The 13089-nt window shown below is 65.5% G+C and carries 14 protein-coding genes; 6 read left to right on the top strand and 8 right to left on the bottom strand.

What is annotated here, in order from left to right:
- Positions 1-18 precede the first annotated feature (18 nt).
- Positions 19-933 carry an alpha/beta fold hydrolase gene (locus DMX10_RS30355; RefSeq protein WP_111264578.1) on the top strand — a complete coding sequence of 305 codons (915 nt, stop codon included), beginning with the start codon at positions 19-21 and terminating at the stop codon, positions 931-933.
- Entirely contained in the window at positions 930-1814 is an 885-nt protein-coding gene (locus tag DMX10_RS30360; protein WP_111264579.1) for a metal-dependent hydrolase, read from the top strand. Before DMX10_RS30355 ends, DMX10_RS30360 begins: the two co-directional genes overlap by 4 nt.
- Positions 1815-1882: 68 nt before the next feature.
- Here DMX10_RS30360 and rmuC read toward each other — a convergent pair whose 3' ends face one another.
- The 5 genes from rmuC to DMX10_RS30385 form a co-directional block, all read right to left on the bottom strand.
- Complete coding sequence (gene rmuC / locus DMX10_RS30365) at positions 1883-3247, bottom strand: DNA recombination protein RmuC (RefSeq protein ID WP_236204642.1); 1365 nt, start codon at positions 3245-3247, stop codon at positions 1883-1885.
- Between the two features lie 163 nt (positions 3248-3410).
- Positions 3411-3818, bottom strand: a complete 408-nt coding sequence (locus DMX10_RS30370; RefSeq protein WP_111264581.1) for a tetratricopeptide repeat protein — start codon at positions 3816-3818, stop codon at positions 3411-3413.
- A 347-nt stretch (positions 3819-4165) separates the two neighbouring features.
- The gene (locus DMX10_RS30375) at positions 4166-5221 is read right to left on the bottom strand and encodes an AraC family transcriptional regulator (protein ID WP_111264582.1); all 1056 of its coding nucleotides are present in this window, start codon (positions 5219-5221) and stop codon (positions 4166-4168) included.
- Positions 5218-5970 carry an RES family NAD+ phosphorylase gene (locus DMX10_RS30380; protein WP_111264583.1) on the bottom strand — a complete coding sequence of 251 codons (753 nt, stop codon included), beginning with the start codon at positions 5968-5970 and terminating at the stop codon, positions 5218-5220. The genes DMX10_RS30375 and DMX10_RS30380 overlap by 4 nt, the downstream gene beginning before the upstream one ends.
- Before the next feature lie 35 nt (positions 5971-6005).
- Entirely contained in the window at positions 6006-6377 is a 372-nt protein-coding gene (locus tag DMX10_RS30385; protein WP_111264584.1) for an antitoxin Xre/MbcA/ParS toxin-binding domain-containing protein, read from the bottom strand.
- A gap of 123 nt (positions 6378-6500) precedes the next feature.
- Between DMX10_RS30385 and DMX10_RS30390 the strand changes: the two genes are divergently transcribed.
- Both DMX10_RS30390 and DMX10_RS30395 read left to right on the top strand, forming a co-directional pair.
- Positions 6501-6983 carry a transcription elongation factor GreAB gene (locus DMX10_RS30390; protein WP_111264585.1) on the top strand — a complete coding sequence of 161 codons (483 nt, stop codon included), beginning with the start codon at positions 6501-6503 and terminating at the stop codon, positions 6981-6983.
- Between the two features lie 51 nt (positions 6984-7034).
- The gene (locus DMX10_RS30395) at positions 7035-7430 is read left to right on the top strand and encodes a hypothetical protein (protein WP_111264586.1); all 396 of its coding nucleotides are present in this window, start codon (positions 7035-7037) and stop codon (positions 7428-7430) included.
- 402 nt (positions 7431-7832) lie between these two features.
- Here the strand turns inward: DMX10_RS30395 and DMX10_RS30405 are convergent, their stop codons facing one another.
- From DMX10_RS30405 to DMX10_RS30415, 3 genes are all read right to left on the bottom strand, one after another.
- The gene (locus tag DMX10_RS30405) at positions 7833-8282 is read right to left on the bottom strand and encodes a LexA family transcriptional regulator (RefSeq protein ID WP_111264588.1); all 450 of its coding nucleotides are present in this window, start codon (positions 8280-8282) and stop codon (positions 7833-7835) included.
- A 101-nt stretch (positions 8283-8383) separates the two neighbouring features.
- On the bottom strand, positions 8384-9982 hold the full coding sequence (locus tag DMX10_RS30410; protein ID WP_111264589.1) for a M28 family metallopeptidase: 1599 nt from the start codon (positions 9980-9982) through the stop codon (positions 8384-8386).
- A 1034-nt stretch (positions 9983-11016) separates the two neighbouring features.
- Complete coding sequence (locus tag DMX10_RS30415) at positions 11017-11694, bottom strand: hypothetical protein (protein WP_178083032.1); 678 nt, start codon at positions 11692-11694, stop codon at positions 11017-11019.
- A gap of 211 nt (positions 11695-11905) precedes the next feature.
- Between DMX10_RS30415 and DMX10_RS30420 the strand changes: the two genes are divergently transcribed.
- Together DMX10_RS30420 and DMX10_RS30425 are read left to right on the top strand one after the other, a co-directional pair.
- Complete coding sequence (locus DMX10_RS30420) at positions 11906-12454, top strand: GNAT family N-acetyltransferase (RefSeq protein WP_158545641.1); 549 nt, start codon at positions 11906-11908, stop codon at positions 12452-12454.
- Complete coding sequence (locus DMX10_RS30425; protein WP_111264591.1) at positions 12451-12891, top strand: NUDIX domain-containing protein; 441 nt, start codon at positions 12451-12453, stop codon at positions 12889-12891. The genes DMX10_RS30420 and DMX10_RS30425 overlap by 4 nt, the downstream gene beginning before the upstream one ends.
- Positions 12892-13089: the final 198 nt, after the last annotated feature.

Genomic DNA, 13089 nt, shown 5'->3' on the forward strand with positions numbered 1-13089 from the left:
GCACCAGGAGGCTCAGTCATGAACGCCCCCCTCGGCCTCGAACCCCGGCGCATCACCGTGCAGGGCGATGGCGTGCGCCTCGCCACCTATCAATGGGGCAACGCCAGGGGACCGACCCTGCTGCTGGTGCACGGCTACCCGGACAGCCACGAAGTCTGGCTGCCGCTGGTGCGCGAGCTGGCGGCGGACTATCGCATCATCGCCTACGACGTGCGCGGTGCCGGCGCATCCGAAGTGCCATCGCGTATCCGCGACTACCGCCTGCCGCGCCTGGCCAACGACCTGGAAGCGGTGATCCGTGCCCTCAGCCCGGATCGCCGGGTGCACCTGGTGGCCCACGACTGGGGGTCGATCCAGAGCTGGGAGGCTGTGACCGAACCGCGCATCCAGCCGCTGCTGGCCTCCTACACCAGCATCTCCGGCCCCTGCCTCGACCACGTCGGCCACTGGATGCGCAGCAGGCTGCGGGAGAGGCGCGCCGGCGCCTACCTGCAGATGCTCGGGCAACTGCTGAGTTCCTGGTACATCGCCTTCTTCCACACCCCGCTGCTGCCGGAACTTACCTGGCGCTTCGGATTGGCCCGCGCCTGGCCGAGCCTGCTGCGCCGCGTCGAGGGGATCGCCAAGCCCCATGTCAGCACTACCCAGCTCCAGGATGGCCAGCGCGGGGTCAGGCTCTACCGCGCCAACTTCATCAGCAGCCTGTTTCGCCCGCGCGAACGCCACACGGACGTGCCCGTGCACCTGGTCATCCCGACCCGCGACCGTTTCGTGCGGCCGCAGCTGTTCGACGAACTGACCCGCTGGGCGCCGACCCTGTGGCGCCGCGAAGTGCGCGCCGGGCACTGGCAACTGCTGGCCGAGCCCCAGCGCCTGGCGCTGTGGCTCCGCGAATTCGTCGACCGCGAGGAACCGGCCAGGAGGGCCTCATGAACCTGCCGCATCACCGCCTCGAACAGCGCAAGGTGCGCTTCGACTTCGCCGATACACCGCTGCACTGGGTGCCGGGCGAGCCCGAGGCCTCGCACATCATGAACAGCCTGCACCTGATCCTGCCGGCCGGTGAATTCTGGTTCTGCCGCGTGTACAACAAGGCCCTGCCGCTGGTGAGCGACCCGTTGCTGGCCGAGGACGTGCGCGGCTTCGTGCGCCAGGAGGCACAACACGCACGCGCCCATGACAGCGCGTTGAAACCCTACCTGGAACGCCACGGGCTGGACCCGACACCGGTGACCGCCGGCATCTACCGCCTGTTCGACAAGGTGCTCTGCGACCACCCGCTGGGCGAGCATCGCCTGAGCCGGTGGCTGCAACCCTGGTGGCTGCGCCAGCGCGTCGGCCTGATCGCCGCCGTGGAACATTTCACCTGTGTGCTGGGCAACTGGATCATCACCACCCGCGGCCTCGACCAGGCCGACCCGGTGATGCTCGACCTGCTGCGCTGGCACGGCGCCGAGGAGGTGGAGCACCGCTGCGTCGCCCATGACCTGCACGTGCACCTGGGCGGCAGCCCGCTGGCGCGGGGGTTCTACATGGTGGTGGCCTGCATCGCGCTGATCACGCTGTTCAGCGTCGGCTCCGCCAGCCTCATGCGCCAGGACCCGGCGGCCTCCAAGCGCCCCGGCTTCCTCCGCCACTGGCGCCGCCTGGGCGCCCGCGACAAGCTGCCCACGCCCGGCAGCATCGGCCGCGCGGTGCTGCGCTATTACGAACCGGGTTTCCACCCGCGTACCGAAGGGGATCTGTCAGTGGCGCTGAGTTACCTGGAACGCTCGCCGGCAGCCCGGCGTGCGGCGGCGGAGCTGGCCTCTTAGCCGACCGCTCGCACGCCCCCAAGATTGGCCGAGGAACGAGGCCCGGCATCCGGGCCAGAGCGGAGGCATCACTCGTCCAGCTCATCAAGCAGCGGCAGCCCTGCCGCGCGCTCGAGCAGGTCGCCGGGCAGGCTCTTGCTGGCGCGGGCACCGAGCAGCTTGATGTTCTCGGCGCGGCTGACGAGGTTGCCGCGCCCCTCCACCAGCTTGTTGCGGGCGGCGGAGTAGGCCTTGTCCAGCTGCTGCAGGCGGCTGCCCACCTCGTCCAGGTCCTGCACGAAGGCGACGAACTTGTCGTAGAGGGCGCCGGCGCGCTCGGCGATCTCGCGGGCGTTCTGGCTCTGCCGCTCCTGGCGCCACAGGCTGTCGATGACCCGCAGGGTGGCCAGTAGCGTGGTCGGGCTGACGATGACGATGTGCTGGTCGTAGGCTTCCTGGAACAACCCGGGATCGGCCTGCAGGGCGGCGGCGAAAGCGGCCTCGATGGGCACGAAGAGCAGCACGAAGTCCAGGCTGTGCAGCCCCTCCAGACGCTGGTAGTCCTTCACCGACAGGCCCTTGAGGTGGTTGCGCAAGGACAGCACGTGCTGCTTGAGCGCCTGGGCGCGGACGGCCTCGTCCTCGGCCGCGATCAGCGCCTGGTAGGCGGTGAGGCTGACCTTGGCGTCCACCACCACCTGCTTGTCGCCGGGCAGCTGGATCAGCACGTCGGGCTGGAAACGCTGGCCATCGGCGCTGCTCAGGCTGACCTGGGTCTGGTACTCGCGGCCCTTCTCCAGGCCGGCATGCTCCAGCACCCGCTCCAGCACCAGTTCGCCCCAGTTGCCCTGGGTCTTCTGGCCCTTGAGCGCGCGGGTGAGGTTGGTAGCCTCGTCCCCCAGGCGCTGGTTGAGCTGCTGCAGGCGCTCCAGCTCCTTGCCCAGGGAGAAGCGCTCGCGCGCCTCCTGTTGATAACTCTCCTCGACGCGTTTCTCGAACGCCTGGATGCGCTCCTTCAATGGGTCGAGCATCTGCCCCAGGCGCTGCTGGCTGCTCTCGGCGAAGCGCTGCTCACGCTCATCGAAGATCTTCCCGGCCAGCTCGGCGAACTGCGCACGCAGGTCATCGCGGGCAGCCTGCAGGTCGGCCAGGCGCTGGGCGTGCGATTCCTGCTGTTCACGCAGCTCGGCGGCCAGGGCGGCACGCTCGCTGTCCAGGCGGCGCAACTCGCCTTCCTTGCGCTCGCGCTCCTCGCTCCAGGCGGCCAGCGCCTCACGGCCCGCCTTGCGCTCGGCCCCGAGCAGCTCGGACTCGCGGCGCAGGGCAGCCAGCTCGGCCTGCTGGGCGGCGTTGTGCTGGGTCAGTTCACGGATTTCCGCACGGCTGTCGTCGAGCTGGGCACCGAGCCCGTCCTGGGCCATCTGGGCGATGGCGAGGCGTTCGTCGAGGAGCATGCGCTCGACGTCGGCGGCGGCGATGCGGCGTTGCAGGTGCCAGGCCAGGCCCAACAGGGGCACGGCGGCGAGCGCGAGGCCGATCAGCAGATTGGGCAAGTCGAGGGGCATGGAAGGCTCCGCGGGAGGGTGCCGGGCAGTATACCCAGCGCCCACGCGGCGGTCAGGCGCCGGGCAGGCGGCTCAGCAGGCGCTTGGCTTCGTGGGAACCCTGGGCGGCAGCCTGCTCCAGCCAGTGGCAGGCCTGCTGCATGTCCTGGGTACGGGGCTGCACATAGAGGCGGCCCAGTTCGAGCTGGGCGCGGCGATCACCGGCGCGGGCGGCCTGGCGCAGCATGTCGAAACCGATGCGGCGGTCACGGGTGTTGCCGCAGTCGCGGCAGAGCATCTGCCCGAGGCGACTCTGGGCGGCCACCACCCCTTGGCGAGCGGGCTGCTTGAGCAGCTTGCCGGCCAGGCGCTTGACGCTGGCGGCCTGGCCGAGGCGCGGGTTGTCGAGCAACCAGAGAGCCACGCGCAAGGGCAGGCGCTGGTTGTGCTGGGACGTTTCGGCGAGAGCTCTGGACTTCATGTAAAGGGTGTGGAGGCCGGAAAGGCGCGCAACTCTACTCCTTTTTTTCCACAGGTAAAGTCTTGCCAAGCGCGTGAGTGGCGTTCTAGAGCAAGCGCTTGGGACAATCCACAGAAGCTGTGGATAACTCTGTGGGAAAGCTCATTGAAATGCTCTTCGAACCCGATGAAACGGGCGCCTCCTGCAAATTGGCGATTTTTTCACCAACCTGAAAACCCTTTATTTTTCATTGCTTTAAAAAAGCGGTACGAAAAATCAAGCGTTTACGGGCGAATGTGACTGCGAAATGACAAGGTGCTTCGCTATTGTGCACAACTCATTCCTGTCAACCCCCTGGATGCCCCGTTTCAGGGCGCCACGGCGCATTTTTGCCGGCGAAAGTCCGTAGGCGCTGTACCCGTCCAGCGACGAAAGGCTCGGGAGAAGGAGCTCTGCTCGGCGAAGCCCAGCAGGTAGGCGATCTCCAGCAAGGCGAAGTCGGTGTGCTGCAGGTAGAGCTGCGCCAGGTCCTTGCGCACCTCGTCCAGCAAGGTGGGCAGGGCGAGCGCCGATTCCCCGAGCCGGCGACGCAGGAGGCGCGTGCTGAGCCCCAGGCGCCTCGCCACATCATCGAGGCCGACCTGTCCTTGCGCCAGGCCGGTGCAAAGCGCAGCCCGGATTTCGTTGGCGAGATTGGCGTCGAGACGGTAGGCGGCCAGGCAGGCATCACCCTGGGCATCCATCAAGGCGCGCAAATGCGGGTCGGCGTCGCGCAACGGCATCTGCAACAGGGCCTTGTGGAACACCACGGCATGCCGTGCACAACCGCCCTGCACGGGGCAACCCAGGACGTCGGCGTAGGCCTCCTTCCCGGCTTCGAGGGGGTGACGGAACTCCACCCGCTCTGGCTGCGCACGCTCCTCGCTCAACCAGCGACCGAACGCCAGCCAGCCGGCCAGGGCCATCTCCACGGCCTGGCGAGGCACCCAGGGCAGCGCGCGTGGCCGCCAGGCCAGGGCGACGAACTCGCCCTCCTCCTCCAGCCGGGTTTCCCCGATGTCCCAGACCAGTTGTTCGAAGCGCTGCAGGCGCGTGATGGCCTCGCCCAGGGTGGCGCAGCTCATGGCCGAGTAGCCCAGCACCTGGAAGGAGCGCGGACGCACGGCCAACCCCAGGCGCATGCCGATCAGCGCATCACCGGCGAGGCGCTCAGCCTGGAGCAGGAGGGCGAAGGCCTTGAACAGCGGCAAACGGTAGCCCGGCAGCGCCAGTTGCTCCGCCTGGATATCCACCGCCCGCAGCAACGCGTCGACATCCAGCCCACGTTCGCCGGCGGCGGGCAGCAGCGACTCGACGTAGCTCGCGGCGATACCGGCGGGCGATGCGACCAGGGCCAGCAGCCGCTGGGGCCAGGACTCGGTCATGCCGGCTGTGGCAGGTGGCCGTCGATCAGGAACTGCGTCATGCGGAACAGGCGCGGCGTATCCGGCGCCTGGGCATGCTTGAAGGCGACGTACTCGGCGGTGGTCTCGCAGAGCCAGGGCGTGAGGTTGCGTGGTCGCCGCTCGGTGAAGGCCTCGGGGGTGAACAGGGCGATATTGGTGCCCTGCAGCGGGCAGCGCGCGGAGCGGTACTCGAAGGCCTCCACGCCTGCGGCACGCATGGCCGCGCCGAGCGCCTGGCTGGCGCGGTAGTCCACCGGGTCGGCCAGTGCCTGAGCGTGACGATCGAACGGTGGCGATTGCAGTTGCACGCCACGCTCCACCTGGAAACGCGCCTCGAAGGAGGAATGCTCGGACAGGATGCGCCCGCTGGGGGGCGGCACGGCCATGCCGCTCCACAGGACGAAGCGGTAGAACGCCCCCTCGGCCATCGCGGTCTCCAGGCGCGAGGCGGCGTAGAACAGGCTCGGCTCGTGGACGGTGCCGAAGCGCGACCCCCAGCGCAGCGGCGGGTAGCGGAACGGGGTCTTGAGCAGGTAGTGCAGCGGCTCGGCGCTTCTGGGCAATGGCGGCTTGCTGGTTTCGATGAGTTCCTCCAGCAACGCCTGTTCGGCGAGATTGTCCACCAGTTGCAGGGTCGCCACCTGCTCCTGGCTCTCCACCAACCGCACCAGGCGGCCACGCAGGGGCCCGATGTGCTGCGGGCCCTGGCAGGTCGTCCAGATATCCATGTCCAGCCTTCCTTCGTTGTTGTTGTCAGGGACGATCAGATCTTGCCGCGAATGGCGTCCAGGTACTCCACCACCCTCACCAGCCCCTGCACCTGGCCCATCAGTTCGAGGGGAACGGCGCCCAGGTGGCGGTTCTCGGTGCGCAGGAAGTGGCGCATGTCGTCGAGGTTGCCGCCGAACAGGGCGAACAGCGCGCGGTAGGCACGGATCAGCAGCAGCGCGAGCTCGCCGGTCTTGCTCTGCGGACGGATGCCGCCGCTGTCCGCCCAGCGGGTGATGGCGGTACGGTGCACACCGACGATGTCGGCCAGTTGCTGCTGGGTCAGCCCGAGTTGCTCGCGGGTATTGAGCAGGGCCTTGGCCAGTACGGCATCGGGATCGAGAGTGGGACGGCTGAGGGCGCTCATGGATTTCCTCCGTGCGTTTGCATCAATATAAAGCAAATATGATGCAAACACACAAATTACGATCCTCTCCTATTCCGGCGGCCGCGACCGTAGAATGCGGCCTTTGCCACAAGGGTCCTCGCCATGGACAAAGCCCGTATCCAGCATCTGATCATCGCCAAGCTCTCGGACGACCTGGAGCTGCTGCAACGTGCTGCGCAGACGGCCTACGAAGCGGCGACCCATGAAGAGAACGTCGCCGAGAACAAGTACGACACGCTGGGGCTGGAGGCGTCGTACCTCGCGACCGGACAGGCCCGCCGCGCCGCCGAGATCAAGCAGGCGATCAGCCTGTTCCGGGGCCTGGCGCTGCGCGATCACGACCCGGCACAGGGCATCCAGCTCAGCGCCCTGGTGCGGCTGGGCGCGGAAAACGGCGGCGAGCAACTACTCTTTCTCGGCCCGGAAGCCGCCGGCCTGAAGGTTGCGACCGAGGATGGGGACATCACCGTGATCACCCCGCGCTCCCCCCTCGGCCAGGCTCTGCTGGGCAAGGGCGCCGGAGCCGAGATCACCCTGGCGATCGGCGGCGCCGAGCAATGGTACGAGGTGATCGACGCCCACTGAGAGCGAACGCGCCACGTCCTGATCGCTCCATTGCCCCTATGAGGAGGTTCCATGCCCACTCGCAAACGCACGCTTCACATCAGCCTCGACCCGGTGAAACTGGTGCTGTGCATCGCCTTGGGCATCTGGCTCGGCTGCCTCGCCGTCGCCACCACGGCCTGGTTCGGCTATCGGCACCTGGTGAGTGCAGCCTGGGAGCAGGTAGGCCAGGGCACCACGGCGCCCCTGGGCTCACCGACAGGCCCACAGGCTGCGCCCGCCCCTCAGGACAATGCGCAGATGTTCGAGCGCTACCAGCAGAACCAGAGCGCGACCCAACAGCGCGACAATGCCCGTATCGAAGAGGCTGAACGCCTGGCCAGCCCCAAATGCCAGTTCTGGACCGCCCAGCTGCGCAACGCTCCCAACGAGAAGGCGCGGCAGAACGTGGAGCGCTTCTGCAACTGAACCCGCCCTGACCGCACGTCATCCGACCAGCACTTTATGCCGCTCGCGCTGCCGAAGTTTTCAAGCACCCGCGCATCCCGTCCGATGGAGAAACCGGCCAGCCGACCGAAGGCGGGGCCTGTCAGGGAAGCGTCACGGATGCCGGACTAAACTCCAGTTGTGTGCCCATTTGCGGGCACCGAGGCGGTTAGCGATGAGTCCTGAAGCCTTTATCGTGTTGTTGATCCTGGGTTGGCTGCTGGTAGCCGTTGCGATGCTCTGGGCCATGCTCAGAATCACCCACCACCACCATCACCCCACGACCCGAGCGCCTCGCCAACCCGTGCAGCGCCCGGTGAGCGAGCACAAGGCCAGGCAGGCGACCGCTCCGCATCACTAAGCCCCTATCTGCTGGCACCCGCGTCATGCCAGGGGTTGCCAGCGCTCCGGACGGCGGAAGCTGTGGGTGACGACACCCCGGATCATCCAGTCCTGCCCGGGCGACAGCCTCAGCGCCGGATAGCGGGCGTTCTCCGCCACGAGCACGCGCCGGCCCTCTTCGTGACGCAGGCGGCGTATGTAGAAATCCCCATCGATCACCGCCACCACCAGGCTGCCATCGGTTGCTACACGTGCGCGATCGGCCAGCAGCAGGTCCCCGGCGGCGAGACCGATGCCTTCCATGCTGTCGTCTTCCAGGCGGACGGTTAAGGTCTGTGGGATATCGATACCCAGCAGCTCGTCCAGGCTTGTACAGCCGTCGAGGCGCAGGCGAACCGGGCCTTTGGCATCGTTTTCATCGATGCCGAGGGTATAGAGCGGGAGCTTGCTGAATGACGGCCCCAGACGGCCGATGATGCGGACATTACCCATGGCGGCGCCTCCTGATACTGTTTTTATATACAGTATTTGTGCGCCCGGTTTTCGTCAACGGGGAGCTTGCGCCGGCAGGCCGGCGCAAGACCCGTCAGGCGTTACTTGATGTAGGCATCACCCCAGCGTTCGACGTCGCGCACGCTGGCTTTACGCAGCGCGGTGCCCTGGGCTTTCTTCGCAGCAGCGATCTCGTCATCGATGATCTTGGTCGAGATCGACAGCCAACTGGTGGCGAAGGCCATGGCGTCGCCGTTGATCTCCAGCGCGTCCAGATCGATGTTCGCCGTGTTGTCGCACGCGTTGTGATAGCAGGGATCGAAGGGCTGGCCCGCCGCACCGCCATACTTCTGCGCCTGCTCCTCGGTCTTGATGTCCTCGGCGCCGGTGAACAGGCCACCGAAGGCGATGCCATCCTCGAAGAACTGCGCATAGTCGGAGCGGAAGTCGATCTCGGTCCCCTCGAACTGCGCGCGACGCAGCTTGAAGTAGGCTTCGAACAGGTGCTCGATCGCGGCCGAACCGGGCGGGCCCTGCAGACCGAAGGACGAACCGTCGCCGTCATAGATGAAGTTCGCATAGTTCGGCGAACCGATCATGTCGAAGTTCAGGTAGGCCTTGATCTTCTTCTTCTCCTCAGGCGTGAGGTTGTTGACGTAGTAGGTCGAGCCCACCAGCCCGGACTCCTCGGCGCCCCACCAGGCGAAGCGGATCTTGTTCAACGGATAGGCCTTGCGCAGCAGCACGGCCATCTCCAGCAGCGCGGCACTGCCGGAACCGTTGTCGTTGATGCCGGGGCCCTCGAATACCGAGTCCAGGTGCGCACCGACCATCACCACGTTCTTCGGATTGCCGTAGCGGGTCTCGGCGACCAGGTTGTAGGTCTGGGTCTTCGAACGCACCACGTCGACGACCATGCGCAGCTGCAGGCCTGCCGTGCCGGCCCAGGCCGCGCCGTTGTCGTAGGTGGCGAAGATCACCGGGATGCCACCTTCGTAGCCATCGCCCAGGGTCACGTTCTCCAGGCCCTTGCGGTCATCCGTGTTGCCCTGGTTGAAGATGATCACCCCCGCTGCACCAGCCGCCGCGGCGTTCTCGGCCTTGATCTCGAAGTTGCAGGTACCGCGCTGGATCAGCGCGATGGAGCCGCTGGGGAAGTTGGCGAAGTCCTCCGCCTCGCAACCGCTGGAGGAGGTGTTGCCCGCCCCCAGCGCCACGTCCACGGGCACCACCGGTGCACTCACATCACCGGCCTCGCTCTGCGAGAGGTAGGTGAAGTCGGTCTCCCAGACATAGCTGCCGGGGGTCGGCGTGATCGCATTCAGGGTGCCCGGCCCCTTGGGGTAGTAGGCGGTGAAGGGGAACGGCTGCACCGTCACCTTGTAGCCGGCCTTCTGCAGGGTCTTCTTCACATAGTCGATGGACGCCTGGTAGCCCGGCTGACCGGCTGCCCGATTGCCGTCGTTGAGGCTGGCGATGTCCTGCAGCGCCTGGAGCCGGGTGAAGACGTTGCTCGCCTGCAGGCAGCGCGGCAGCCCGAGCGGCGTGCCTACCAGCAGCGGCGAATTGCAGATGGAGGGGTTGGGTTTGCCGGGGCTCCAGAATTCCTTGAATTCGGCGTCTGCGGCGGGGCTTGCGAGGGATGCCGTGGAAACGGCGAAAGCGAGGGAACCGACAACACGTCTGAAATTATTTTTCATGCTGACTCCAATCCTTTTGAAGTGGTTGTAGGCAGGCCTGAAATGGCATTGCGCCACTGTCCGGTACTTCATCCTGCGGACGGCCTACAACCTAGACTGGAGGGTGTAGCCGGGGTTCTTCGCGCGTGACGGGAAAAACGTGCACCTTGTCGCTTTTTCGATACAAAAAGGCGCAAGTCGCGACGAACGTGACGGTAAACGAACCCAATTTGATATCAATAAAATAGCTTGTAGCCATCACTTAGGAAGCGGTGCGGGGGTGAGCGACGCGGCAACGGTTTCGTGGGATCACGGAGCACCGAAGAAGGATTCAGGGGCCTCGCTTCACGAAGAACCATTCTGTGGAAATGTTTCACCTACCCACCAGAAACCCCACAGCGACGGAGCTTCTGGTCGAATCCGGCCACATCCTGGTCATCATCCTGAAGAAACATCGTGAAGACCCACTGCTCGCTGTGGCGATTGCGGGTAAACAGCGGCCAGAGTGGAGCTTTGGTTAATGCCACTCTCCGGGCTGCAGGACTAACGGTGACTTGTCAGCCTCATCCATACAGGCGCGATAAGCAATCGCCTGGGACCGTTCGTCAGGTCTGACTGGAGCTCCAGCTTCCACCCCTTCGTAGGCCCACTCACCCAAAGCGCAATCGACCCACAGGGATTGGGTTCTACCGCCCCCGTCGTCGAGTTTGATCGCCGATTGGGAATCAGCTACCAGCTCGACCGAGACCACTTTCAGAGTGCCGCCGACATCGAGCGCAAATGCGGTCAAAGGCACCAGGACAGCCGGAAAGGAACCCAGGGAAAAAGCACGTATTGTTTACCCTCCATGGTTTGGAGGGACAAATGTAGCAGGGCACTATGGCCGACCTCTTACGGGGCCAGGCAGGGGGCACAGGAAGCAGACCCTAGCACCGCCAAGATCCGGGTTTATCGAGTAATCATCCCCCTTGGTGAAGCTGGGAAGTTGGCTATGGCCAACAGTGCCAGGGGGCAGATACCACAAGGCCGCTCCTGAGAGCGGCCTTGTGGTGAGATCAGAGCAGCGTACAGTCGCGGGACATGGGCGTCTTGGCCACATCGCCCCGACCAGTGCAGACGAAGGTCACCTTCATGCCTTTGCGCAATTCGGCGAGGTCATCCACCTGATCCTTGTCGAAAGCGAACTGCGGCTCCATGAACTGGTTCACCCCACCCTTCAGGCTCACGTAGGGCTTGCCGAGGAAGTCGGTGTTGATCGCCACCACGGTGCCCGTCACCTTGAAGCGCCGGCCCTTGAACTCCTGGTCGGCGGCGACGGTATTGTCAGCGTAGGCGCGGGCCAGATCAGAGGCCTTGTACAGTGGCAGTGCCTCAATCTCTCGGGCTTCCTGCTCGGCCTTCAGTTGGGCGCGCTGTTGGGCAGCCGCGACCGGGTCGACGACAGGGGATTTGGTGTGGGGCACCTTGTTGAGTATCAGGCTAAGCAGGCAGACAACCATCCAGGAGAAGCCGACCACGCGGGCGGTGCGAGGGTACCCCTTGCGCAACAGGAACCAGGCGAAGATGTACGGCATGAAGAGCACGCCGATGATCATCCAGAAGCCCATGGTGCGCTGCGGTGCGGCTGCCGACACGGCAGGCGCCTGCTGTTTGACGGGGGCACCGCAGCTGGGGCAGGCGGCGGCGGTGGAGCTGACGGGATTGTTACATTCGAAGCACTGGAGCAGAGCCATGGAAGTGGTCCTTCACAGATGATTGCAAGTAGCCATTATCGGACCACGCAGGATATAGACGTGCGTCCCAATTTCCAACCCTCCTCACTGTGAGCAACCACCGAAACAGGCGCTCTAGAGCGCTGCACGGTGCATGGCCCTTTCCCCAGCAGCCCATCGAATGACGGGCTACCATCCCGGCCCCACACCCTGGATCAAATGCAGGAAGCCCATGAGCAGCACCCCGAGCATCACCCTTCACACCGCACCGGTAGATTCGGACCTCGACTTCGTTTTCACCTTCGAGCGGCGGCAGGAGGTGGAGCGGGTCATTCGCATGCAGGCGGCCCACGCGGTGGAGAGCGCCGATCCCTTCATCGACGACTGGTCCCCGGCCGAACGCCAGGAGGTGAAGGACACGCTGCGGGTCGCACTGGCCAACGGCGGCCTGGTCTGCCTGGCGACCCGCATGGGGCGGGTCGTCGGCTTCGCCTGCGTGGACGGCGCGCCTGTAGAACCCACCGGGCGCTACCGGCCACTGAAGGAACTCCATGTCGAGGCCAGCGTGCGTGGCCGGGGCATCGGGCGCCTGCTATTTGCCTGCTGCCTTGAAGAGGCCCGCCGCAAGGGCTTCCAGCGCCTGTACGTCTCCTCCCATTCGGCACGGGAGACGGTGCTGTTCTACCGGCGTCAGGGTTGTGTGGATGCGCAGTGGTTGTGGCCGGAGCAGGCGGAGCGGGAGCCGTTCGACTATCCGATGGAGTGCGAGGTGGGGCGATGAGCAGCGCAGGGGTGGACAGGGCCTGCCCTGTGGTCCTGCGCGAGAGCGGAGGGCTGGAGGTTCTCGCCTTTGAGCATCCACTGGCTGGCTTGCAACTGGTCAAAGGCCGCCTGGAGCCAGGGGAGTCCACCCAGGCGGCAGCCATCCGGGAACTGTTTGAAGAGGCTGGGATTCGAGCCGAGGCTGTTCGAGACCTTGGGCTCTGCTTCAACCCTTCTGCGCAGCAGGTCTGGGCGTTTCACCAATGCGAACCCTGCTCGGCGCTGCCCGATGCATGGACACACCGCACGGAGGACGACGGCGGCCATGTGTTCCGGTTCTTCTGGCATCCCCTTGCCCATGAACCTGGCGAGGCATGGCATCCGCCATTCCGAGATGCACTGGCGTTCGTCCGGTCCCAACTGCTGGGGAGCACGACAGGGGAAGCCAGGCGCTGAGGAAGAAGCGATGCAGCGCTGGGTGCGGGACACGGTCCGTGGTCACTCAGCGCTGGAGGGCGATAAATCTGGGGTATTCGGAATAGCCGGTTGATGAAGGGAACTTCTAACCGGCTTCCGAAGGCGGTGTAGTGATGTTGATGGGAGGCTCCAAGAAGCGCTCCAAGAGCTTCCCTATAGGCACCCCCATGTCCACCA

Source organism: Pseudomonas sp. 57B-090624, from assembly GCF_003234055.1.
In the GTDB taxonomy this organism is placed as follows: domain Bacteria; phylum Pseudomonadota; class Gammaproteobacteria; order Pseudomonadales; family Pseudomonadaceae; genus Metapseudomonas; species Metapseudomonas tohonis.

What these genes read in the sequence shown, in the direction of transcription:
- DMX10_RS30415 (WP_178083032.1), bottom strand. Translation starts at nt 11,694, where the DNA reads ATGGCTCTGCTCCAGTGCTTCGAATGTAACAATCCCGTCAGCTCCACC.
- DMX10_RS30405 (WP_111264588.1), bottom strand. Translation starts at nt 8,282, where the DNA reads ATGGGTAATGTCCGCATCATCGGCCGTCTGGGGCCGTCATTCAGCAAG.
- DMX10_RS30355 (WP_111264578.1), top strand. Translation starts at nt 19, where the DNA reads ATGAACGCCCCCCTCGGCCTCGAACCCCGGCGCATCACCGTGCAGGGC.
- DMX10_RS30420 (WP_158545641.1), top strand. Translation starts at nt 11,906, where the DNA reads ATGAGCAGCACCCCGAGCATCACCCTTCACACCGCACCGGTAGATTCG.
- DMX10_RS30370 (WP_111264581.1), bottom strand. Translation starts at nt 3,818, where the DNA reads ATGAAGTCCAGAGCTCTCGCCGAAACGTCCCAGCACAACCAGCGCCTG.
- DMX10_RS30410 (WP_111264589.1), bottom strand. Translation starts at nt 9,982, where the DNA reads ATGAAAAATAATTTCAGACGTGTTGTCGGTTCCCTCGCTTTCGCCGTT.
- DMX10_RS30380 (WP_111264583.1), bottom strand. Translation starts at nt 5,970, where the DNA reads ATGGATATCTGGACGACCTGCCAGGGCCCGCAGCACATCGGGCCCCTG.
- DMX10_RS30395 (WP_111264586.1), top strand. Translation starts at nt 7,035, where the DNA reads ATGCCCACTCGCAAACGCACGCTTCACATCAGCCTCGACCCGGTGAAA.
- DMX10_RS30385 (WP_111264584.1), bottom strand. Translation starts at nt 6,377, where the DNA reads ATGAGCGCCCTCAGCCGTCCCACTCTCGATCCCGATGCCGTACTGGCC.
- DMX10_RS30390 (WP_111264585.1), top strand. Translation starts at nt 6,501, where the DNA reads ATGGACAAAGCCCGTATCCAGCATCTGATCATCGCCAAGCTCTCGGAC.
- DMX10_RS30425 (WP_111264591.1), top strand. Translation starts at nt 12,451, where the DNA reads ATGAGCAGCGCAGGGGTGGACAGGGCCTGCCCTGTGGTCCTGCGCGAG.
- DMX10_RS30360 (WP_111264579.1), top strand. Translation starts at nt 930, where the DNA reads ATGAACCTGCCGCATCACCGCCTCGAACAGCGCAAGGTGCGCTTCGAC.
- DMX10_RS30375 (WP_111264582.1), bottom strand. Translation starts at nt 5,221, where the DNA reads ATGACCGAGTCCTGGCCCCAGCGGCTGCTGGCCCTGGTCGCATCGCCC.
- rmuC (WP_236204642.1), bottom strand. Translation starts at nt 3,247, where the DNA reads ATGCTCCTCGACGAACGCCTCGCCATCGCCCAGATGGCCCAGGACGGG.